The organism is Gimesia sp. (assembly GCF_048260065.1).
In the GTDB taxonomy this organism is placed as follows: Bacteria; Planctomycetota; Planctomycetia; order Planctomycetales; family Planctomycetaceae; genus Gimesia.
In genome coordinates, this window is sequence record NZ_JBLXHC010000004.1 from 484,867 (window position 1) to 508,270 (window position 23,404).

Consider the following 23,404-nt stretch of genomic DNA (forward strand, 5'->3'; position numbering starts at 1 on the left):
TAAGGAAACGTTCTTTTACTTGAGAAGTGAATCATGGTCCGCTCGCATCATTCCAGTCAGGTTTAATTAACATGAAAACTGAACGTAGAAAAAATGCGAGGCCACCGATCACCGAACTGGCGGCTTTGATCGAGAATGACATCAAGTCGCGCCGGCTTTCGACCGGTGATCCTTACCTGGGCCTGTCTGAAACGGCGCGCATGCTGAAAACGAGTAATGCAGGAGCGAATTCTGCATTGCAGCTGCTGGTAAAAAAAGGGGTACTCGAACGAAAACAGCGTCGGGGCACTTTTATCAGAGAGCCCGGTGATCTGGATCCTCAGTCAATCCGCCGCGTTCACTTTCTGTTGAACGAGGATTTTCTGAAGAAGGAAGGGGTTCTTGCGGATGGGCAGGTCATTGGAATTCAATCTGAATTGTCTCGCGCTGAAATCCAGTTCAATTTCCTGCCTCAACATGATCAGCGGGAATATGTTGAAAAAGCGGTAAATGAAGCATTGGCCACCGAAGGGCTGGATGCCTTTGTGTTGTATTCGACCTCGCTGGATGCCCAGCGGATCCTCGTGGAAAGCGGATTACCGACGGTGGTGGTCGGATCGCTCTATCCCTCCATTACGGAGTTGCCCTGGATCGATCAGGATCAAAAAGCAGTGGCACAAATCTCGTTTGAGCATCTGTATCTCGAAAAACAGTGTCAGCAGTTTCTGGTACTGATGCGCGAGCGCGCTTATCCGGGTGATTATCTCTACCTCGATTCGTTGCAGGAATGTTTTTCGAAGTACAACATTTCCCAGCAGAATATTTATTACCGTTCTCTACCCACTGATGCGTCAGCCATTCAGGCAGAAGTCAGCCAACTGTTGCCTCACTTTCAGTCTACCGTCGGAATCATCGCGCGCAGCATGCCTTTGGGAATTGCTGCGAAAGCCAGTCTGGATCCTCGCATCAACCAGCTGCAAAAAAATGTATTCATTCTCGTCACAAACGTATTCGGAAAAGAACGGGAAGAACTCCGCGACTTTTCCTACATCCGTCCTCAACCGACTCCCGAGGAAGTGGGAATTTATATCGGCAAGACCCTCAAGCAGTTCGTCCAGAACGGTTTCACAGGCAACACCGCCTGGCAGGTCCCCATCAAACTGATCACCGTACAGGGATGAGCCCGTTTTGCGCGTCAGAGTAGATCAGAATGAATACTCTGTAGTGAGTGTGCAAAAATATTTGCTAATTGGTCGGTAAGGGCCAGAAATCTTTACCCCAAACAAGCTGGAATTGTACCAATTCCAGTTTTAGCACTGCGTAATTGCGGGCCGTTCAAAAAAGTTTTTTTGAACTCAAACAGGGTTTTATTCATGTTTTATATCTAGTAGATACAGATCTTTTACACCCAGACTTGACAGTGGATAAAAGATCAGTATCCTCTCGCTTTTTTTGAACTATTTTATGCTCTCAGTGTCTATAATTGGATCAGATGTAATCACTGTTGACCTAAACGTGCCGATAATTATAAAGGCACTTCTATGCTGGACATTCATTATTTTTGTGTGTAATTTGTATTCATTTGATTCGTAAAATGAATTCCAGCGTAGGTAAATAAGTCAATGCCCTTTCCTTCTATTGAGTCGGTAAAAGAGACGTTAAGGGCAAAAGGGTGGTTTGAAGAGAATTTGATTGCTATAGGAGCGATGGTTTATTCTGGCGTTCTAGTTCGGAAATGTCTCATTGTTGATCCTCCTGACTGGCCCTCAGCTTGTACAATTGGGGCTTTGGGCTTATTTATCTATTATGCAAACTGGTCTAAACTGCAAAAGAAGAGGATTGAGGTAGTAAATCAAAAGTCAGTCACTCATCTCGATGCAGCCCAAGACACTTTGTACGACATTGTCTTACAACATTGGATGAACAAAAAAAATAAGGATATGGATCATGGTCTGAGGATCTGTGTTTTCCATCACGATGAATATCAAGGGATTCTTACACAGTTAACCGAGTACACTGGAGAGGATTTAGAGGAAAAAAAATCTGGAAGAACTTTCTCTACCAAGACTGGTGTGATTGGTCAATGTGTTACAACCGCTAATCCTGCATATGGCAGGAGAAGCGAGTCGAGCACAATGGAAGATTTCATCAAAGAAGCAGCTAGAGACTACAATTACTCTGCAAAAGAAATTTACGAATTATCATCTGATCGATACGCTTGGATAGCCATGCCAGTTATTGTGAATAGTAAGGTAAGGGCTGTCTTGTATTGTGATTCGAAATTAGAGAACTTTTTTGGAGATAAGAACAAACCAAGGTATAATATAATAGCATCTGCGGCTTTGGGGCTTGCCCGGCACTTCAGAAGAGACTAAATTTATTGAAGGAGTGTGAACTATGAAACGAAATAAGAGTGTCTCAATTCGGACATATTTAAATAACAAATATGGGGTAAAGCCAAACGGTGAACCAGTCGTGAGTGTCGATGAGCTATTAGCTAAAGCGAATAATGATGGGAAGAAAACCATCACGCTTGAAGTTACTCCATACTCAGAGGAAATGGTAAAGAATGCTGAGGAAATCTTATCCAACGAGGACTAGGGCGTTTCAGTAAAATTAAACCCTTCATTTGACTTTAACCTACGCCAGCTTACAAGCTGGCTTTTTTGTTACTCTAGCACGCATAAATCAAGTAGATTGTCCTTAAATATTTAAGGATGTATCGTGCGAGTGGCAGTTCTGTTCTTACTGCTGTCCCCACTCGCGGTATACGCAGAGCCTCACACAATAGTCCAGATCCTGAATTTCCATTACGTTACCTCTGAAGGCTACGCAGCCGATCTAAAGGACCAGGCAGCACAATCACTCAGGGGCCAGGTCGACCAGCCAATACAGCCTCATCCAAACGAAAAGGAAAACTGAGATGACCACAGCACGTTCAAAGCGTTTTAAAGGGAAGGTTCGAGATGATTACCTCGAACTGGTGATGAAATTCCCGCTGACATCAGTTCATTCGGAAGAGGATCTCCAGGCAGCTCAGGAGGTCATGGATGAATTACTTTCTCAAGGAAAACTCTCCGCTGGTAAAGAACTCTATCTGGATGCTCTCAGTGATCTGGTCGCCGCTTATGAGGATGAACATTATCGGATTCAACCAGCGTCTGATGCAGAGATGTTGCGTCATCTGATGGACTCGCGAGGAATAAGTCAGGCTGATTTACAACGCAGTACTAAAATTCCTAAATCAACCATTTCAGAAATTCTGTCTGGGAAGAAATCGTTCAGTCGACAGCTGATCCGCACTCTGGCTCATTTCTTTGAGGTCGATAAAAGCGTCCTGGCACACAACCTTTAATTTATTCGGGAGTGGAATTATGCCAGAAGGATTGGAAGCCAAGTATCCGGCTATCGCAGCATGGATTCAGGGGGGCTGGATTGAGTTGGGGGATATCGAAATGTTTGGCTTTGTGGCAATGGCATATGATCGTGGTGGAATTGTTTATGAAGATAAAAACTGCAATTCACTAGAGGAATGTATGGAATCGCTTGAACGAGGATTGCGAGAGTATATTAAAGAACACTGGGGAGACGAATATTGATACAAACTGCATTCACGCTCTGAGATTCCAGTACTTTGAATAGCTGATGTCTTATTCGACATTTCCCTTCTCAGTAGAGAAACAGATAAGCATAGCCAGCATATATTCAAAAAAAAGCACCTTGCAAATATGCAAAGTGCTTTATAAGTGGGCGATGAGGGACTCGAACCCCCGACCCTCTCGGTGTAAACGAGATGCTCTAGCCAACTGAGCTAATCGCCCGGATTTTCAATATACATCGGAAAATCCAATGTTTTTCTTGTGTCTTGTTGAATGACACGTCCGTATTATGGCAGGTTCGTAGCGAAATGCAACTCTAGCGTGTAAACTGTTTTAATGCCTTCGCCGACTTTGGACCGAATTTAGCTGTTCTGCGGTTTTTTCCTTTCTCGAGAAAGATTTGATTTATGTCTCATTGCCTGGTCACCGGTGGTGCCGGATTCATTGGCAGCCATTTATGTGAGCAATTAATTAAGCAGGGACAAGAGGTTACTGCCGTTGATGACCTGTCGACCGGTTTTCTGCAAAACCTGGACGGGATCATCGATCATCCCAACTTCACGTTTCGTACGGGGTCGATTACCGATCCTGTCTTAATGGCGGAAATGGTGCAGGGGGTCGATACGATTTATCACCTGGCCGCGGCCGTGGGGGTAAAACTGGTGGCCGATAATCCGGTGCGGACCATTGAAACCAATATTTATCCGACCGAAGTCCTGTTGCGGCACGCCGTGCAGGGGGGGCATAAGTTTTTCCTGGCCTCTACCAGTGAAGTTTACGGTAAAAATCCCAAAGAACGCTGGACGGAAGAAGACGATCTGCATTTTGGACCTACCACACGCCCCCGCTGGGCCTATGGTGCTTCGAAAGCCATCGATGAGTTTCTGGCGCTGGCTTATTCCCAGAAATATGGTCTGGATGTTCGCATCGGCCGGTTCTTTAATGTGGTCGGTCCCCGTCAGGTGGGGCAGTATGGGATGGTGATTCCCCGCTTTATCGATCAGGCGCTGGATGGCGGACCGGTGGTGGTCTTTGATGACGGCAGTCAGGTGCGCTGCTTCGGCCATGTGAACGAAATCGTGGATTGTGTGATCGACCTGACCAATCTGGATTCTGCGAAAGGCCAGGTTTACAACATCGGCAGCGATGAGCCGGTTTCGATTCGTGGGCTGGCGGAAGCGATCATTGCCAAAGTGAATCCGGAAGTCAAAATCGAATATCTGCCTTACAACAAGGCTTATAATGAAGATTTTGAAGATGTGCAGCGTCGGGTTCCCGACCTGGAACGGCTGGAAAAGACACTGGGGCGCAAGCCACAGGTGAAGCTGGATGCCATCCTGGATGATATTATCGCCTCGAAAAAGCGGATTCGTGGGCTGGTCTGATTTCGGATATAACTGATAAAAGCAGCATAACCCGAATAACCTGACTGTGAATCTGCAGTGAGAGCCGTTCCGTGAGAGGCGGCTCTTATTTTCCGGGCTCGCTCTACCCGATGATGAGTATTAAGTGTGGTTCTCTTTCTATCATCACACACAACACGCAGAATCAAGGGAATGGAGCGTACGATGAAGGGATTCCGGAAGACTGTTATTGTATCTACTGTCTTATTAGGAATGTTCGGTACCGGACTGGCTGTGCAGACAGCGCAGGCTGGGGGCGGTCGATTCTTTCTTTCCTTCTGTGAATTGTGCCAGGAAGAAAACCAGGGACGCCAGTTTAAAGGCAGCACGTATCCTTGGCCCCGTTATTCTTACCACCTGTATCGCGGCAAACGCTGCGATGCCCGGATGAATTCAGGGCTGTATCAGCGTTATGAGTACGATCGCTATCAGGTAAAGAGCACACAGCCGATTCACGGCGAAATGATGCCTCTACCCCTACCTGAATAAGCACCACAGACGGCGCGCTCAACACAGCCGTTTGACCCCGGGAAATGATGCTCCTGCGGGATGATTGAGAGATGAGTTTCCTGCTCAACTTTCAACATTTGCAGGAGATTGTTTTCTTGAGGGGGGAGATCGTTGCAATTCCAGGCTGGTTTCTGAATCCAGTTTGACGCTGGAATTCAACCGCATTGATTGCCGAAGACTGTCCGCTGCGGGTAGACTGTATTAGTTAATGAAATTCATTATCTGATACATTGTAAGAATCGAAGTCCATTCCATTCGCAGATGGAATGTGATTACTTCCCCGCCCCCCGCATCATCGGAGTCAGCATGCTTACCTCGCGCCTTGGCCTGATTTATGGTTGTCTGTTCTGTTCGACTTTCGTTTCGTATCTCAATGCTGCTGAGACTGCGGATACGATTTTCATACAGGGCAAAGTGATTACCCTGGATGGTCGTTCACAAATTGCGGAAGCAGTTGCAGTCCGGGACGGAAAAGTTCTGGCGACAGGCAGTAATTCAGACATCGAGCGTCTGAAAGATCAACAGACACGCGTGATCGATCTCAAGGGAAAAACAGTGATCCCCGGGCTGATCGAATCACACGTGCATGCACTCCGGGCCGCGCGGGGAGAACTGATTCAGCCTCATCAGGAATTGAACTCGGTGGCTGAAGTGCAGGCGTGGATTCGGGAGCGGGCCAGAGAGCTTCCTCCGGGACGCTGGATTTCGGTCCCGCGCACGGACATCACCCGATTGAAAGAACGTCGCCACCCTACTCCTGCAGAACTGGATGCCGCCTGCACGACGCATCCGGTGTATCTGAATGCGGCTCGCAAGGATGTTTTGAATACGCGGGGATTCGAATTGCTGGGAATCAAAGGGAAAGAGGATCGACTGGCGGGAGCACGAATTCTGTTTGATCAACAGGGGAAGCCGCTGATGATGGAAGGGGGCGGCGGAGCGATTCGCAAACTCATTCCCCGGGAAACGGTTTCCGATGCCGAAACACGGGAAGCGCTAAAGCGTCTGCATGCGATTTATAATTCGGTCGGCATCACCAGTATTCTGGAACGGGGATCGGGCGTCGAAGAGTATCGCGAGTACGAACAGTTGAAAGCTCAAAACGAGTTGACCGTGCGGATGACGATGACGATTCGCCAGCAGCTTCGCAGTGCGGCAGCCGTCGAAGCCTTCACAAAAAAACTGGGACTGATTACCGGCGACGGCGATGACTGGGTGCGCGTGGGACCTTTGAAAATGACCGTCGACGGAGGCATTCACTGGGGCAATACGCGGCTCTCAGAACCGTATGGCGAAACGCGTCGTCAGTTTTACAATCTGGAAGATGCGGACTACCAGGGGGACCTGTTTTACTCCCGCGAGTTGATGGAAGAAGTCTTTGAAGCCGGTCAGAAGCTGGGCTGGCAGATGTGCTGCCATGCTACGGGGGATGGCAGTGTGAATGAGATTCTGACTGCGCTGGAAGAGGTCAATCGGAAGTTGCCGGTATCGGGGCGCCGGTTCTGCATTACTCATGCTTACTTTCCTACGGTGGAATCGGTGAAACGGTCGAAAGCGCTGGGGGTCTGTTACGATACGCAGACCTATCTGTTCTATCGCGATGCGGATGCCATCAATACGATTTACGGAGCGGACTGGGTTAACCGGTTCATGGGGCTGAAGACGTTTGTCGACGGGGGCGTGCCGGTCGCCATCAACAGCGATCACATGAACGGCTTCGACCCCGATCATTCGATGAATGCCTTCAATCCTTTTCTGGCGATGTATATCGCTGTCAGTCGAAAAGACATCGAAGGCCGTGTGTTCGGACCTGAGCAGAAACTTTCGCGCGAACAGGCACTCCGGTGTATGACGATCGATGCGGCTTACATCAGTTTCGAAGAGAAGATCAAAGGCAGTCTGGAGCCGGGTAAAATGGCCGATCTGGTGGTACTCGATCGAGATTATCTGACCTGTCCCGAAGCAGAAATCCGTCAGATTAAACCGGTGCTGACGGTTCTGGATGGTAAAATCGTCTTTGATGCGTCGGAGGTGGGGCGCAAGTAATCGCTGTAACAGGCAAATTTGCATTATTCCGGCTGTATCAGCCATTTTTTGCAGCGATAAAGCGTTACCCTTGGACAATAAATTTGTCATTAGATATGATGCGTTCTCCCTGTTCGGGGAATTTCGCCCAAGTACCGTTTATTACACAGTTTCTGAACTCTGCATGGAGTAGTTGATTTCTTATGTTGGATTTGCAGTTCATCTGCGAGAATCAGGAAGTCATTCTTGAGAATTGTCGCAATCGTGGAATCGAAGTCGATCTGGAGCAACTGAGCAAACTGGACCAGCGCCGTAGAGAGCTGATTGTTCAGGGCGACAATTTAAGGCAGGAACAGAAAACGGTCTCCTCACAAATTCCCAAGGCAGCAGACAACGATTCCCGGCAGACGTTGATCGCACAGGGTAAAGAATTGCGCGAGCAGGTCTCCGCGATTGAGATCGAACTGCGCGAAGTCGAGACACTGCTGAAGAGCGAACAGGCACGCGTCCCCAACCTGGCACACCCGGATGTGCCTGTGGGCAAAGAAGACAAAGCCAATACCGTAGTGCGGACCTCTGGCGAGAAACCCGTATTTGATTTCACACCCCTCGATCATGTGGCATTGGCCGAGAAGCATGATCTGATTGATTTCGAAGCAGGTACGCGCGTCGCCGGTCACGGATTCTATTATCTGAAAAACGAAGCGGTCCTGCTGGAAATGGCACTCTGCCAGTATGCCATGCAGAAACTGGTGAAGGAAGGCTTCGTGCTGCACAGCACTCCCGATCTGGCCCGCAAAGAGATTCTGGAAGGGATCGGTTTCAATCCCCGTGGCGATGAAACCCAGATTTATTCGGTTGAGAATACCGACCTCAGCCTGGTTGCCACTGCAGAGATTACACTGGGGGGCTCCATGAAAGATCAGATCATGGACCGCGAGACGCTGCCTCTCAAGATCGCCGGCCTGTCACACTGTTTCCGTACGGAAGCCGGGGCGCACGGTAAGGCAACGCGTGGAATTTATCGCGTGCATCAGTTCACAAAAGTGGAAATGTTTGCTTTCACAGAACCAACTAATGCGGCTTCCGATGCAATGCATGAAGAAATCGTGCGGATCGAAGAAGAAATCTTCCAGGGACTCGGGCTGCATTATCGCGTCGTCGATACCTGCACCGGTGACCTGGGAGCACCCGCTTATCGAAAATATGATCTCGAAGCCTGGATGCCCGGTCGTGGCGAAGCAGGCGAATACGGCGAAGTCACTTCCGCTTCCAACTGCACGGATTACCAGTCCAGAAGACTGGGAACCCGCTGTAAGTCCAGCGGACAGAAGGGAACGGAGTTTGTGCATACCCTGAACGGGACTGCCGTTTCGATTGCCCGGGCGATTATTGCCGTTCTGGAAAATTATCAGCAGGCGGACGGAACCATTCTGGTGCCCGAAGTGCTGCGTCCCTGGATTGGAAAAGATCAGATTGGTTAAAACTTCCGATTTCAGGCAAACGGAGTTGATCTGGAACTCGTAAAGAGTGAGGGAGAGTTGTATTTCGACGCATCCCGCCGGGAAAAGTCTAATCTTTTCTGACCTGAGGTTTTTTGAGTCGTTTCGAAGACCATCTTAATCAATTAAATACGTATATCAGATACTTTTAGTTTCACGGGAGACGCTCTTCAGCAAATCCTGATTATTACTGGTTTTAGCTGGACAACCTGTGTGTAGTCCCGCCAAAATTGCTCTCGGTGTACTTTTCTTATTTCGTCCCCGTTTCAGATCTTGAGTAATTACGTGAACGATCATCCAGACAAAGATTTGCCTGACGAAAACTCTCCCGATCCTTCTGAATCCAGCTCCGAACAAAACAGGTCTCCAGAAGAAATTGACGGGGATCAGTCGGGAGCGGGTCAGTCTGATGCGGCTCTGGTGAGTCAGAGTGCGGAAGAAGAAGGTTTGCCTGAGTGGGAGCCGTTGACTCCCGAACTGGTGGAAGACGAAGCCATTCGTGGCGACTTTATGTTACGCTGGGCGGCGATTCTGCTGGCCTGTCTGTTTGCAGCCACTTATATCTCGGATACGGAAACCCTGGTGCATGTCAAAACCGGGCAGTATATCGCGAGTCATGGCTTCTGGCCTCCCGCGAACGATGTCTTTTCTTATACCGCCAATGATCGTCCCTGGTACAACAATGCCTGGCTGTTCGATTTAACGTTGTCGGCCGTGTATGGCGTTCTGGGTGATACCGGCTTAACGCTGTTTAAGATTCTGCTGCTGGGGATTACGTTTTATATCATCGTCCATCTTTGCCAGAGAGAGATTTCCACCTGGTGGGGATCGATCCTGGCTGTCCTGGCTTTGATCGCCTGTTTTCCGCAACTGAATGTCACACCGGAAATCATTACGATCCTGGGGATCGTGTTAACCCTGAGTTGTCTGCATCAGTGGCAGGAACGAAACTCATCCCGCGCAATGTGGATGCTGGTTCCCCTGTTTCTGGTCTGGGCCAATCTGGATCCCCGAGTCTTTCTGGGGATTACATTACTCGGGCTGTTCGCGCTGGGGGAAACAGTTGCTTCCATGCTGGACCGTTCCGTCTTAAATGATGACACTGACTATCAGGCACTCTGGATGGTTCTGGGAGGCAGCCTGATCGCGACGCTGCTCAATCCCGTCGGCTGGCATTCGCTCACCACTGGACTGAGTTATTATACGGTCGATTACCCTATGCTGCGTTCGATGTTTGTCGGCGGAGTCCGACCTGAAGAACTTGGCTATTTTTCCATGACATCGTCTCTGTTCTGGAAATCGTTGAATCACTACACCGTCGCTTCCTTTATTCTGATTCTGTTGACGTTTGTCAGTTTCGTGTTGAACCAGTCCAAGATGAGCTGGGGGCAGCTGTTTGTCTTTGTTGGTTTTTGCGGTTTATCTGTCCTGGCCAGCCACGAACTGGTCGTGACCAGTGTACTCTGTGCGATCTTTGCCAACCGGAATTTTCAGATCTGGTATCGGGACAATTTCCGCCAGACATATAGCATTGAAACCAGCGAGCTGCTGTTTTCCCGCGGTGGCCGGGCGTTGACGGTGCTGACATTTTTCGTACTGGCTTACCTGGTGGTCTGCGGCCGATTTCAGGGGCAGGGTTCGACACGTCATGCCGTGGGCATTGGTTTCAGTCCTTCTCTGCAACATACTATTGAAGGATATCAGGAAGCATTAACAGAATCGCTGGATAATCGGCCGTTCCATTTCGTGCTGGAGCAGGGGGACCTGCTGATCTGGCTGGATCAGAAATCATTTGTTGATAACCGCCTGGCTTTGTTTGCCGGAACGGGTGAAGATGACCTGATTGAACTACATGATAAAACGCGACGCGCTCTGCGTGTGCAACGCGACGATCAGACCGGCAGCGGTCTGCCTGATGTCTGGAAGCAGACGTTTAATCATTATCAGGTAACCCATGTGATTCCCCGGCTGTCTGGCATGAATCCGGATTATCGCACGTTTTTTGATCTGCTGACCACTCCCGACTGGCAACTGACGGAATTGAACGCAGCGACCGCTGTCTTCTACCGGACTGATAATGAAAGCGAAAACACAAAGAAATTCCTGGCGGATCATCAGCTCGATTTTAAACAACAGGCATTTCGGGAACAGAAAGACTTTCCGGAAATTCGCAGCGACTGGGCTCGCCCCAAATCATTTTACAGCCGCTATCTGCTCCCTCAGAGTTCAAGTATGGGGAACGATGTGCAGACGGCCCGTCACTACCTGGGGCTGATGTCACAGTCCGGCGGAAACCATGAGCTTTCATCCTGCTTTGCGATTCTGGCAATTCAGCAGGCAAACCGGGGTTTAATTGAGGATCCGAACAGTGCAGAAGCTTTTCGCATCCTGGGGAGTGCCTACGGTTATCTGGCCAGCCTGGAAGCACAACTGCTGGCACCACCCACGGACCGAAATCAGCCGCCTGCCATCGTCATTGATCGGATGCGTTACTTCCAGATTCTGCATGCCTACAATCAGTCACTGGTAATCGAACCGGAATTTGCACCGACGCATCTGATGTTGTTCGACCTGTATTCCAATATGGGGAAGGTTGATCTGGCACATCGTGAACTGAAAACGTATCTGGAAATGATCGAAGATCAGGATGAGTTATCGGATGATGCATTTGCCCGTCTGCGAGCTTATACAGATCATCTGGAAAAACTGAATTCGCAAATCACTCAGATCACGCAGGAACTGGATGCCCAGCAGGAAAAAGGGGCCGAACGACTGCAACTGGCCAGCCAGGCATATCAGAACGGCTTTGTCCTGCTGGCACAGCGTTACCTGGATGATCCCGTTTACCTGGCGCAAAATCCACTGGCACAGAATCTGAATGCGAGCATTCTGATGGAAGTCGGTCAGTCGGAAGCAGCGGACAATCAGATGTCCATGCTGGAGCAGAAAGCGGTGCAGAATCCTCAGATTCCCTGGCGGGCTCAGGCCGCTTTCGCCAACCTGGGGAATGGGAATTATCGTGGCTGTTTTGATTTATGGCGTCAGGAAATTCGGGCGCATGAAGAAGCCCGCATTGCGGGAGTCCTGCAGTCCATGCCACTGATCCAGCCGATTTCCAACAGCTTCTGGCCTACTCAGCATGCAGTATCGATCGCGAATTATCTGTATGGGCTCTCGCAGCAGCAGATTCCCCTGCTGTTAAATCTGGCCCGGTGTGAAATCGAAGCGGGACAACCCGAACTGGCGACAGGACACTTGCGCGAGATACTGGAAACGGAACCAGCGACGGCTTATCGACCAGTGGTCCGATTTTATCTGTATCAGTTGACTGGAGAACTGATCCCGGTTCTGCCGGAAGCACCCGCAGGTCAGACAGAACCGGAAACAGAGGAGCTGCCGCTGGTTGCTCCTAAACCATAAGCTTCGCTTAGGCCGGTTTTAAAACTTTGATCTTTGTCCCTTTGACCAGATCAGCGACCTGTTCCCGATACGTCAGCATGTGGGGCGCAGCGAGGTGTGCTTTCAGCGCTTCAACACTCTCCCATTTTTCCATGACGGTTACGATCTGGCTGCCGTTCTTCACCTGGACCGGGATGTCGGTCTCTTCATCGACCGCGGGACCATATTCGATACAGCCATCTTCTGCATGGACCAGGGGAACTAACTGATGAAAGGCTTCCAGAAATGCGGCCTGTTTACCCTCTGCGATTTCAATATCAGCGATGACGAAGATCATGTGTTTACTTTCTGCTTTTCGATTCCAATGCCTGCAGGCGTCGTACTAACTGGCTGGTTTGAATGATCCGTCGGGAATGCAGACCTTTCGCGATCTTTTCATCACCGGCATACGCTTCGACTTTGAAGCGATACACGGGATCATCTTGAAAGATCAATTGCGCGGTACAGTTTACGGTTGCACCCACGGGAGTCGGAGCCAGATGCTCCACGTCCACATGTGTGCCCACGCTGATCGACTTTTCATCCAGCCACGGCAGCAGAAATTGTAACGCGGCCTGTTCCAGAAACCAAATCAGAGACGGCGTAGAGAGCACGGAAATCTCTGCTTCACGCGAAAAAGTAATCGCCTGGCTGCTCTCCACTTCAAACGAAATCGAATGTTGTGCCCCTATACGAGGTTGCTGATCCTGCATGAGATCTCAGTTCCTGACTAAAGCTGATGGCCCGGTTATTGCGTAATCTCAATCGGAATCGTGTCTGAGATCCGGGAATCACTGGTCGAAATACTGATGGAGGATCGAATCAACTGTTTCGCAAGTGAGGATTTGATATCGGGAGTGACGGTCACCGGTAAGGTGACTTTGATTTTGGAGATCCCATTGATCTGCGTCGGGATTTCCAGAATCGCTTCCGATGAGTTACTGTAATTCGTTTTCGCAGCAGAGGCGTTAATCAGTCTCTTCGGACCTTTGATCTGCAGGATATACACATCCGGTCTGCCGACAGTCAGAATTTTCAGATCGAATGAGCCTTCCATTTTTACCGGAATTCCGGGGAAGGATGCATCCAGGGTGATCGTTCCCTGACTGTCTTTCAGGCCTTCGTCATAAGGAACCGTGAAATAAGTATCGACGGCAGCATACAGCGTTTCATAAGGTTTACCCGGTTCCGGGCGGGGAATATTGTTGAACGATTTTCCGCGTCCAAAAAACATGCCTTTATGGGCTTCGACCATACTGCCGTCGGGGCCTTTTTTGTAGAGCCTGTGGTCAATGCGTCCACTGAAGCCTTCATATTTTTTGTCATCGGGAGGAAACGTGAGCCGCACGCTGGTGGTCTGGCTCTCACCACTTTCCGGTCTCCACTCAGGGATATCCAGCTTACGGAATGTACGATAGTTGGCCAGGATCGGGAAATTGTCCTGAGGGACAACCCGGGTCAGGCTTCCCAGGCTGGCGGACATACTTTTGACCTGATTCGAAGAATTGGAAAACGTAATCAGTTTTTCCGATTCTTTTCCGGAGTCAACCGTTGCCAGAGCCAGGTCGTCTGTCGAGGCACGGAACCGCTGTGCTTCGATCAGCAGATCATATTTCGATTCGTTCAACCAGTTTCCACTGAACGTACTGACGACCACTTCATGAATGCCTTCATCTTTGGTAGAGACCGTCAGAGACGCATTGGAACGGTCACCACCCAGCTGGGCCGTCTGTTGAATGACTCGATAACCGATTTCTTCACCATCGGGGTTGAAGACACTGACCAGTAACCGTCCCGAACTGTTGGCAACAAAACCCAGCATCACAGTCAGGCTGCTGTCGCGGCGTGTGACGGCGATGGGGTACCGATGGTAGGCACCGGCGGAGATCGTCTTTTGTGGTACAACGAACGCAGCGACCCGTTCGGAATCCTGCAGATTCAAACTGGGAAGACTGACTTCCGTATTCAGGTCCGAGAGTTCAATCGGTTTATGAACCACGTCGAGGAAACTGAATTCGCGCTCTCCGTGTTGTGAGACGGTGTAATAAGCGAGATAGGTTTTTCCGGTCTCCATCAGATCGCGTTTACGGGTACTGTAGAAGAACGATTTACTGCTGTTCGACAGGACCAGCGAAATCTGGTTGCCCTGTGCTTCTTCTTTACCGGGTAACGCGATCGAGAAGGGGACCTTGTCGTTCTTTCCGTTGACATCCAGAATTGTAACGGTACCGTCACTGTCCTGAACTTCTACTTTTTCCAGTTTGACGATCGCCGGGGTATTCTTTAATAACAGGCTTCCCTGGTCAGAGACTTCGCCGTCAATATTCAGATCCAGGTCCACGCGTTTGTGTGCTTCGATATTATTCGAACGATCATACAGGCGATTGAATTTTGAATAGTGATTGATGCTGAATTCCGCAGTCTGTTTTTTCGCCTCCAGCGTCAGATTGGCGAGCCTCAAAAATTCGGGATAGGCTTTATCGATGTCGATCAGACCTGCTCCCTGTTGTGCGTAGGTAAAGCCCTTCATTCGCATGGCGGAATTTTCCAGTGCCAGTCGCATACTCAATGCCAGCGAGGTCAGTGAGTATTTACTGTCGGAAGATTTTTTCCGGATGGCTTCAATCTTCTTTTCCTGTCGTTCCAGGACTTTGGCGTAATCTTTGTCTGCTTTGATCAGAGACAGCATGGCGGCAGCTGCACCTGCGGCGATGGGAGAAGACATGCTTGTCCCGTTGAACATGCTGGAACCGTCCGAGTTCAGCGGAGTCGACGACAGCGCCGATCCGGGGGCAACCACGTTGGGTCGCATTTCACCGGTGTAGGAAGGACCCAGAGACGAGAAGTAGAGCAAACCATGCTCGGGGGCATTCACCCCTTCGGCCAGTCGATAATGTTCGCGTAAGGTATTAGCAGAAACATGAGCGCCGACAAAGACTGCCGGGCTGGATCCGCCCAGACCGTTGATCGTACGGTAACCGGGACCATCGTTGGAGGCGGAGACAAAAAAGGTCGTTCCAAATTTTGCCGAGAGGTCCTGCAACAGAATACTCAAAGGACGTTTGAGATAGCCTTCGTGGCTGCCCAGCGAGATGTTGACCACATCAGGAACATAACCCTGCGGATTGAAGAAGGCGGAGATGATTCCGCGGAGAATCGCCTGGTCGGTACAGCTGCGACCTGAGCAGACCTTGATGGCCATCAGTTCGGCTTTGGGAGCGGCGCCTTCAATCTGCAGACCACTGCCGGCCACAATCCCTGCGACATGGGTGCCGTGTGACTGCTGGTCGAAAGCGACGGTGATTTCAGTAACCTGTTTTTTCGCATCAGGACGGAACAACAGCGGGTAGGCAATGCGCTTGGTACGGGAAGGAAATTCCAGCATGATCTGATACGGTGGTTTCAGATCTTCCCGCTGCATTTTCCGTGCGCTATTGAAGTCCATGATCGGGGTGTCGGCTTCTTCTTTGCTGAACTTGCCATCCATGTTCACGTCGACGAATGCCAGCGCGTATTCTTTGGTCATGTCCCGTTTTTCCAGATCGGGTTTTTCAGCTGGAATAGGTTCGTCTTTGGCCGCAGCCGCTTTGCGTTCTTCGGCCGCTTTCTTGCTGGCTTCTTCCAGTTTGGCCAGTTCCGGGTTCGGAATGATACCGACGACGACCAGCAGTTTGTCGTCTTTGGTGCCATTTCGATTGATATCCACACCTTCTTTATCGAGTGTGGTCCAGAGGTCACCCTGTTGGAATCCCAGCTTTTTCTCGTCGATATAGCCGGAAAAGACGTACTCATTTTCTTTGATTTTTTCGGGTAACGCGACGAACTTGTTGTGTTCCAGTTCGATCTTGCCATCCAGCTGTCTGTTCTTGGACAGAGGCGAACGACCTTCCCGTGTGGCATCATTCCAGAAGATCACACGATCCTGAAAAACGGGGTGACTGGTATCAATACCGGTGTCGATGATTGCGACGATAGTCCCTTCTCCCAGACCTTTGCCGGCAACCCGCTTTCGCAGTGCAGGTACCTTGATGTCATCGAGAGGGACGTACAGCGAATCGAAATCGGCTTCCGGGGCCACCTGCAACTCTGCTGAGTTGGTTGAATCGACGTTTGATGGATCAATGTCCGGTTGCGCCTGGGGAACGATCTTAGTAGGGACGATTTCTTCCATCACGCCGGAAGGAAGCTTAAGTGAATCGATGAATTTTTTGTCGTTGAGTTTCGTCGGAGGCAGATTCACGACCAGGAACGGAATATCGTTTCCAATTCCCAGGTTCGGATCATAAACAATTTTTCCTCCCGCTTTGGTGACCAGATCTGCTGTGCGACGCACATCGTTCACACGCAACAGAAGTGTCAGTTCCGGAGAACAGTCACACAATTCTTCTTTCATCTGTGCCGATGCTGACTGGCTGCCCTGAATCAACCAGCAGACCAGACAGATCATGACCAGACAGGAACGCAGCAGATTATCACGATGTAAACGACTCATCAGCCCCTCACGCTTTCGGGATTCAGGGCGGTTGGCCCTGTTTGAATTGGTTTATATTTAGTGGTTATATCAGTCAGGAAGGTGAATCTGTTCTGGAGAACCAGATACGCCAGGCAGGCGTTAACCGTTATTTCTTCCCTGGTAGACCATACTTTAATATAGGACGTATTTTGCCAGACTCTTTCATATTCTCACATGCCGAGTACTCTTTGTGAATACTGGAGTCCTGAGAAAATACGAGATAGAGTAGACTTCCTAAGTACTTACGAATGCAGCCCGGAAGCCGGCAAATACGGAATCACTTATTCTCAGGTTAGTTCACAAACGCGTTATTGACAAAGTGATAAAATAAAATATCCTTGATACATGCTTCAGAATACCCGCCACCACCTGATGTTCCTGCTCTGTACAGTGATTGCACTGGACATCGTTTTTCTATTGGGTGGTTCGAGTTTACTGGATAATCCCGAGTCAAATCCTGACTGGCTCTGTGCTGAATATGAGCTGGAGGAGAGTGAAGACTCGGTCGAAGAAGAAACACTGATCCAGGATGCCGAATTCTTAATCGCGCAGCCACACTTTGGCTTACTGCTGCAAAACGTTGATTTCAACGTAAAACAGTCTGACCGCGATGAGATTCATATCAGCCGCGGTCCTCCCTCCCTCTGCTGAAGCAGCCCGTTTTTTCGGTTTGCTTATCATTTCGCTTCACTGGTCGCTTTCCTGTTGCGCTCACTCAGATCAGTTCCTCATTCATTTCACCTGAGAAATGATGCTGTTCGATCTGGGTTACTTTGAGCTGTTTCAACAGTCATTGCTCTATTCTTCATTGATTTCATCTGAATGATTTCAGGTAAATCGTTTTATGGATTCCCAACATGTCACAACCAGATTCGAATCAACCCAAATTTAATTTTGCAAAATATATCAATGATTTTAACCCGTGGCATAATATCAGGATTATGCACACCAATGTGCCCAATGACATTCTCGCTGGATTTACGGTTGCCATCATCGCACTGCCTCTGGCACTGGCTTTTGGAGTGGCATCCGGTTTAGGAGCGGAAGCGGGGATGTGGGCCGCGATCTGCGGTGGCATCCTGGTCGGACTGTTTGGCGGTTCCAATACCGGCGTCAGTGGTCCCACCGGTCCCAAAGTGGTTCAGCTGGCGGCAATCATTGCCGCGACCAAACTGGCATCAGGCGAACCGGATGTGGTGTTCGCCATGTCGATGGTTTTCTTAAGTGGCTTGATCTGCATCGCGCTGGCACTCATGAAAATCGGCCGCTTCATCTATTACACGCCTTATTCCGTTGTTTCCGGATTCATGTGCGGGATTGGTGTGATTATCATCCTGCTGGAAATTCCTCCGATGCTGGGTTTCGCGACACCCAATTCCGTCATAGGAGCCATCAAACAGATTCCCTTCGACATCATGCATGAAAAGCCACATGCATTGATTGTCTCGCTGGCGACATTCTTTACGATTCTGCTCTGGCCGCGCGTGACAAAGAAACAATGGCTGCCGGCACCGCTGCTGGGGCTGATTGTGGGGACCAGTATTGCGCACGGATTTGGTTTCGAAGATATTGAGTTTATCGGTTCCATGCCGGTCGGACTGCCTCACCTGTATATTCCAGACTTTTCCCGCTTTGGTGATATGATTGGCGGTGCCTTCGCGTTAGCCGGACTCTGTATTTTTGACTCCCTGCTGACCTGCCTGGTGGCGGATAACATGACCGGCGAACGGCACAACAGTGACCGGGAAATCTTTGGGCAGGGGATTGCGAATATCGGTTGTGGCCTGGTGGGTGGTGTCACCACGGCAACCGCTACCATGCGAACGGTGGCAAATATCAAATGTGGCGGTAAAACCGGCCTGGCTTCCATTACCCACGGTGTGGTACTGCTGGCGCTGATGCTGGGCCTGGCACCGTATGCCAGCTATATCCCGATGGCCTGTCTGGCAGGGATTCTGCTCAAAGTCGGTATGGATATTATTGATTACCGCGTGCTGCCCGTATTACATCGGATGCCGTTCATGGATTCCATCTGCTTCTGGACGGTTTTGATTTTGACGATTTCGGTCGACCTGCTGGTCGCCATGGGCGTCGGCATCACAATTGCCTTCGTACGCATCGTGCAGGAACTGGGACAGGCCTACGAGCAGAACGTCGTCAGCCTGAATCAGATGGATCGGACATTGCCTGCCGATGTTTCCATGCCGAATGAACTCAAGGAGAAAGTTCTCAAGCTGCGGCTGGAGGGACCATTGTTCTTTGGCGTTTCCGATACGATCTATCGGGCTTCGTCTTCACTCGTCGATTACAAATACCTGATTATCCGCATGGCGCGGGTTCCCATGGTTGATATGTCGGGAGCTTACCTGCTTGACGATATTATTGAAAAAGCACATGATCAGGGAGCAACAGTATTTTTCACCGGTCTCAGGCCTCAGGTACAACGAACCTTGACCCGCTTGAAGATCATTGAAAAAGTGACCGAAGAAAACTGCCTGGCAACCTTTAATGATGCGATTCTGCGAATCCAGCACCTTGAACAGGAGCAGGGATCGCACTCAGAACACGTGGAACAGGATACTCTGGAACACGTTTAATCAAACCAGAACGCCTGCAGTTTTGTCTCCAGTGAGTCTATTTCTGCAGGCGTTTTTTTCTACAAACGTTAATTTCAGGCCCGGATGCGGGTAGAGAACGGTTTGATGCGAGTTCTGGCAATCAATGCCTACCATGGCGGCAGCCATCGTGAATTTCTGATGCAGTGGATTTCCCACAGCGTGCATGACTTCACCACGCTCACGCTACCGGCGCGACACTGGAAATGGCGGATGCAGCATGCGGCGGTAACGCTGGCTCTGGAGGTCCGCAAGCGGATAGAAGCCGGTGAACGCTGGGATGCGATCTTTGTCACCGACATGTTTGATCTGCCTGCATTTCTCGGGCTGATACCAGCAGCAACAGCGGCACTGCCTCGCATTGTATACTTTCATGAAAATCAATGGACCTATCCGCTTCCACAAGGCGAAACACGCGATCTGACATATGGCTTCATCAATCTGAAATCAGCGCTGGCTGCAGATTCACTCTGGTTCAATTCCGATTTTCATCAACAGGAATTCTTTCAGGCGTCTCGTGACTTTCTGCAGCGCATGCCCGACTATGCTTTCAACGCTGCCCTGGAAGAATGCGTGCAGCAAGCAGCAGTAATCTCACCCGGTATTCAGAAAAAGGAAATGACAGCGCGATCAGACCAGAAGCGATCACTGCAGCTGCTCTGGGTAGCCCGCTGGGAATACGACAAAAATCCGGAACAGTTTTGTGATGCAATTCGCATGCTGGATCGGGCGGGAGTTGATTTTCGACTGAGTGTCTTAGGGCAGTCGACTCCCGAAATACCCGACTGTTTTATCAGCCTGCATACTGAGTACGCTGATCGTATTGATCACTGGGGATTTCTGGAAGACCGGTCGGAGTATCAGCGTGTATTAGCCCATGCCGATCTGGTGATCTCGACTGCGATTCACGAGTTTTTCGGCATTTCGATTCTGGAAGCAGTCGAAGCAGGCTGCCTGCCCGTGCTGCCGAGCCGCCTGGCTTACCCTGAAATCTTTGCTGAGACGCCCGAATGTTTTTACGACGGAAGCACGGAATCTCTTGTCGCGCGGATCGAGGCGTTATCCCAATCAACACAACCGGATTCAACAGACGCTGATCTGCGCGACAGGCTCGGAAAAATTACCGCCCGTTATCACTGGGAGCAGATTTCCCGGGAACTGGACACCGGCCTGGATCTGAGTCGTAACCGGTGTTCTCGCTGAGATTTCGTAAAAAAATGGTCGTGTCTTCCAGTGGAAACCGTAACGATCAGGCGGGTTGAACGGGTTTGGAATAGTGCTGATTCCTACAATGTGATCGCCGTCTATTGTGCTGTAGCGATTATGCCAGTCAGGGCCAGTTTACCGGTTACACATTTTAGTCGAAATGTGGTTTGGTGAGTAATTTAGGCCCTGTATTACAGTGTTGACAGAGAGTCATGCACTTTAATCAATCCACCGTTTTTCAAAGTATTTTCAAAACTTTTTTATTGTGTTTGGGATACCTGTCTGGCAAAGTAATACCTGTCACTTACGAAGTGTAACTGATTTCAGGACAGTGTTTGAAGCGTGAATGACATTGCCTGAAGCATCTGAGAATTACAACTTTTGCCAAGCGATTATCATCATGCTTACAATCTCCAAAGACGTCCTGCCTCAAACATTTCTAAGCTATATCGCATTCCGGATTGCGTTCATGGATACTCTGGAGCGAATCGCTCTGGCAAAGCAGGTGGGCGATGACCCGTTTGATTCATTCGGTTTTCTGACCGAAGTTCCGTTTCTGCGCAGCGTCCCGCCACACGTGCAACTGGATCTGCTCTCTGTTACCTGGGCAAAGCATCTGTCCAGCGAGAACGTCGAAGGCGACCTTGTTGATGAAAGCGTCGTGTATGCCGTCTGTGAAACCGCAGCACGCATCATTGATGAACAACCGGAAGAAGCACGCCGCTACCTGGCGGGGGGGCCACTGGACGTGCACATTTCCGTGGATCATTTCCTTTCATCCGAAATTCGTAACCTGCACTTGAATCTGTCCAACGAAGGTGACTTCCTGCTGATCAGTCAGTTCCAGGACATGCCACCTGAAGAAGCACTGCCTATGAAAGAAGAGTTCGGGATTGATGAAGAATCAATCGAACCGATGCTTGACGTTCTGATGCAGTGGTTCATGTCGGTGGACTTCATGCCCAACCTGGAAGGGTTGCTGCAGGAACGCGAAGTTGCCAAGGCGATCACAATCGTCGGTTTGAAACAGCAGCCACTTTGTTGATTTGCTGATTCGCCGGCGAGATGCACTGAGGGGGTCAGGAACGGGTGTCTTCATCCGTTCCTGTTTTTTTGCGCCGTTGTTTGAAGACATCCAGTCGTTTTCGGATTGTCGCTTCATAACCCCGTTCAACCGGCCGATAGTATTCTTTTTCGACTCCCAGGTAATCCTGATCGACCCAACCCTCTTCCGCAGCGTGGGCATATTGATAGCCTTCCCCGTGTCCCAGTTGTGCAGCCCCTTTGTAATGCGAGTCTTTCAGGTGAACGGGAACCGGCAGCAGTGCCTTGTTGCGGACATCATTCAGGGCTTCATCGATGGCTACGTATGACGCGTTCGATTTGGGAGCGGTCGCGATATATGTGACGGCCTGCGAAAGCAGAATCCGTCCTTCGGGCATGCCGATCTTTTCTACGGCATTGAACACGGACATGGCCAGCGTCAATGCGGTCGGGTCCGCGTTCCCCACATCTTCCGAGGCGGCAATCACGATGCGGCGGGCCAGAAACCGCGGGTCTTCCCCGGCTTCAATCATCCGCGCCAGCCAGTACAACGCGGCATCCGGATCACTGCCGCGCATGCTTTTAATCAATGCAGATGCGGAATCGTAATGTGCATCCCCATCCTGGTCGTACTGGATCGCTTTTTTCTGAATCGATTCCTGCGCGACGTCCAGATCAAACACCCGTTCTGAGCCATGCAGCGACAGGACGCCGATTTCCAGCGCGTTCAAAGAGCGTCGTGCATCGCCGTCGCAGACTTCAATCAGAAAGTCGAGTGCCTCCTGTTCCACAGTCACGTTGTAGCGGGCCAGTCCCCGCTTTTCGTCCTGCAGGGCCCGCTGCATCAGTGTTTGAATTTCTTCAGCAGACAAAGGTTGAAATTCGAAGATCTGGCTGCGGCTGATGAGCGCCGAGACAAGTGAGAAGAACGGGTTAGAGGTTGTTGCGCCAATCAGCGCGACAACGCCGGACTCGACATCGGGCAGCAGCACGTCCTGCTGGACTTTGCTGAAGTGATGCAGCTCGTCGATAAATAGAATCGTCTGTTTGCCGCCGGTCGCCAGTTCATCGCGGGCGCGGTCGAGCGCCGCACGGACTTCTTTGATGCCGGCGGAAGCCGCGTTCAACGCTTCGAAGCGGCGGTTGGACTGGCGGGCGATCAGTTCGGCCAGCGACGTTTTCCCCGTACCTGGAGAGCCGTAAAAGATCAGTGAGCCGATACGGTCGGCGGCCAGAATACGACGCAGCAGTTTGCCTTCGCCGAGGAAATGTGACTGCCCGACGAATTCATCGAGCGATTGAGGACGCATGCGGGCGGCCAGCGGTTTGGCTTTTTCCAGATTCCCGGATTCCTGCCGGTCGAACAAGCCCATAAAAAAACCTCCGCCAAGTGATTCATACGCGGGTGTTATTAGAACCCGTGATTGCAAAGTGGGAACCTGATGACCCGGGTTGTGTGAGCCGGATATACCGGATATACACGCGGCCGAATCTGGTTGGTCCCCAGTTTAATATTTGTAGGGTCAACTCACGATTTTGAATCAACATGACAGAGGTTGTTTCTCTGTTT

The 23,404-nt window shown here is 50.3% G+C and carries 18 protein-coding genes and 1 tRNA gene; 14 read left to right on the forward strand and 5 right to left on the reverse strand.

What is annotated here, in order from left to right; genetic code table 11:
- Positions 1–71: 71 nt before the first annotated feature.
- The 5 genes from ACN0YN_RS10385 (at position 72) to ACN0YN_RS10405 (ending at position 3,578) form a co-directional block, all read left to right on the forward strand.
- A complete protein-coding gene (locus ACN0YN_RS10385; protein WP_417384935.1) occupies positions 72–1,160 on the forward strand; it encodes a GntR family transcriptional regulator in 1,089 nt (362 codons plus the stop codon).
- A 441-nt stretch (positions 1,161–1,601) separates the two neighbouring features.
- A complete protein-coding gene (locus tag ACN0YN_RS10390) occupies positions 1,602–2,354 on the forward strand; it encodes a hypothetical protein (protein ID WP_417384936.1) in 753 nt (250 codons plus the stop codon).
- 22 nt (positions 2,355–2,376) lie between these two features.
- Positions 2,377–2,580 carry a hypothetical protein gene (locus tag ACN0YN_RS10395; protein WP_417384937.1) on the forward strand — a complete coding sequence of 68 codons (204 nt, stop codon included), beginning with the start codon at positions 2,377–2,379 and terminating at the stop codon, positions 2,578–2,580.
- Positions 2,581–2,902: 322 nt separating this feature from the next.
- Positions 2,903–3,334 (forward strand): helix-turn-helix domain-containing protein, encoded by a 432-nt coding sequence (locus ACN0YN_RS10400; protein ID WP_417384938.1) that lies wholly within the window; start codon positions 2,903–2,905, stop codon positions 3,332–3,334.
- Positions 3,335–3,353: 19 nt separating this feature from the next.
- Positions 3,354–3,578, forward strand: a complete 225-nt coding sequence (locus tag ACN0YN_RS10405; RefSeq protein ID WP_417384939.1) for a hypothetical protein — start codon at positions 3,354–3,356, stop codon at positions 3,576–3,578.
- Positions 3,579–3,726: 148 nt separating this feature from the next.
- Here ACN0YN_RS10405 and ACN0YN_RS10410 read toward each other — a convergent pair.
- Positions 3,727–3,800, reverse strand: a tRNA-Val gene (locus tag ACN0YN_RS10410).
- 185 nt (positions 3,801–3,985) lie between these two features.
- Here ACN0YN_RS10410 and ACN0YN_RS10415 point away from each other — a divergent pair.
- From ACN0YN_RS10415 to ACN0YN_RS10435, 5 genes are all read left to right on the forward strand, one after another.
- The gene (locus tag ACN0YN_RS10415; RefSeq protein WP_417384940.1) at positions 3,986–4,963 is read left to right on the forward strand and encodes an NAD-dependent epimerase/dehydratase family protein; all 978 of its coding nucleotides are present in this window, start codon (positions 3,986–3,988) and stop codon (positions 4,961–4,963) included.
- Between the two features lie 183 nt (positions 4,964–5,146).
- Positions 5,147–5,470 carry a hypothetical protein gene (locus tag ACN0YN_RS10420; protein ID WP_417384941.1) on the forward strand — a complete coding sequence of 108 codons (324 nt, stop codon included), beginning with the start codon at positions 5,147–5,149 and terminating at the stop codon, positions 5,468–5,470.
- Positions 5,471–5,797: 327 nt separating this feature from the next.
- Positions 5,798–7,537 (forward strand): amidohydrolase, encoded by a 1,740-nt coding sequence (locus ACN0YN_RS10425; protein WP_417384942.1) that lies wholly within the window; start codon positions 5,798–5,800, stop codon positions 7,535–7,537.
- 182 nt (positions 7,538–7,719) lie between these two features.
- Entirely contained in the window at positions 7,720–9,000 is a 1,281-nt protein-coding gene (serS, locus tag ACN0YN_RS10430) for a serine--tRNA ligase (protein WP_417384943.1), read from the forward strand.
- Positions 9,001–9,303: 303 nt separating this feature from the next.
- Positions 9,304–12,438 (forward strand): tetratricopeptide repeat protein, encoded by a 3,135-nt coding sequence (locus ACN0YN_RS10435; protein ID WP_417384944.1) that lies wholly within the window; start codon positions 9,304–9,306, stop codon positions 12,436–12,438.
- 7 nt (positions 12,439–12,445) lie between these two features.
- On the opposite strand, the gene ACN0YN_RS10440 is transcribed toward ACN0YN_RS10435, so the two are convergent.
- The 3 genes from ACN0YN_RS10440 to ACN0YN_RS10450 are packed head-to-tail and all read right to left on the reverse strand — an operon-like array spanning position 12,446 to position 16,948.
- Entirely contained in the window at positions 12,446–12,754 is a 309-nt protein-coding gene (locus tag ACN0YN_RS10440) for a putative quinol monooxygenase (protein ID WP_417384945.1), read from the reverse strand.
- Between the two features lie 4 nt (positions 12,755–12,758).
- Positions 12,759–13,169, reverse strand: a complete 411-nt coding sequence (locus ACN0YN_RS10445) for a thioesterase family protein (protein ID WP_417384946.1) — start codon at positions 13,167–13,169, stop codon at positions 12,759–12,761.
- Between the two features lie 35 nt (positions 13,170–13,204).
- On the reverse strand, positions 13,205–16,948 hold the full coding sequence (locus ACN0YN_RS10450) for a S8 family serine peptidase (protein WP_417384947.1): 3,744 nt from the start codon (positions 16,946–16,948) through the stop codon (positions 13,205–13,207).
- A 366-nt stretch (positions 16,949–17,314) separates the two neighbouring features.
- Between ACN0YN_RS10450 and ACN0YN_RS10455 the strand changes: the two genes are divergently transcribed.
- The 4 genes from ACN0YN_RS10455 (at position 17,315) to ACN0YN_RS10470 (ending at position 21,835) form a co-directional block, all read left to right on the forward strand.
- Positions 17,315–17,620 (forward strand): hypothetical protein, encoded by a 306-nt coding sequence (locus ACN0YN_RS10455; protein WP_417384948.1) that lies wholly within the window; start codon positions 17,315–17,317, stop codon positions 17,618–17,620.
- 206 nt (positions 17,621–17,826) lie between these two features.
- On the forward strand, positions 17,827–19,566 hold the full coding sequence (locus ACN0YN_RS10460) for a SulP family inorganic anion transporter (protein WP_417384949.1): 1,740 nt from the start codon (positions 17,827–17,829) through the stop codon (positions 19,564–19,566).
- Between the two features lie 105 nt (positions 19,567–19,671).
- Positions 19,672–20,787 carry a tRNA-queuosine alpha-mannosyltransferase domain-containing protein gene (locus ACN0YN_RS10465; protein WP_417384950.1) on the forward strand — a complete coding sequence of 372 codons (1,116 nt, stop codon included), beginning with the start codon at positions 19,672–19,674 and terminating at the stop codon, positions 20,785–20,787.
- 403 nt (positions 20,788–21,190) lie between these two features.
- Positions 21,191–21,835, forward strand: coding sequence for a hypothetical protein (locus tag ACN0YN_RS10470; RefSeq protein WP_417384951.1), 645 nt, complete (start codon positions 21,191–21,193; stop codon positions 21,833–21,835).
- 34 nt (positions 21,836–21,869) lie between these two features.
- Here ACN0YN_RS10470 and ACN0YN_RS10475 read toward each other — a convergent pair whose 3' ends face one another.
- Positions 21,870–23,207, reverse strand: coding sequence for a replication-associated recombination protein A (locus tag ACN0YN_RS10475; protein WP_417384952.1), 1,338 nt, complete (start codon positions 23,205–23,207; stop codon positions 21,870–21,872).
- Between the last annotated feature and the right edge of the window lie 197 nt (positions 23,208–23,404).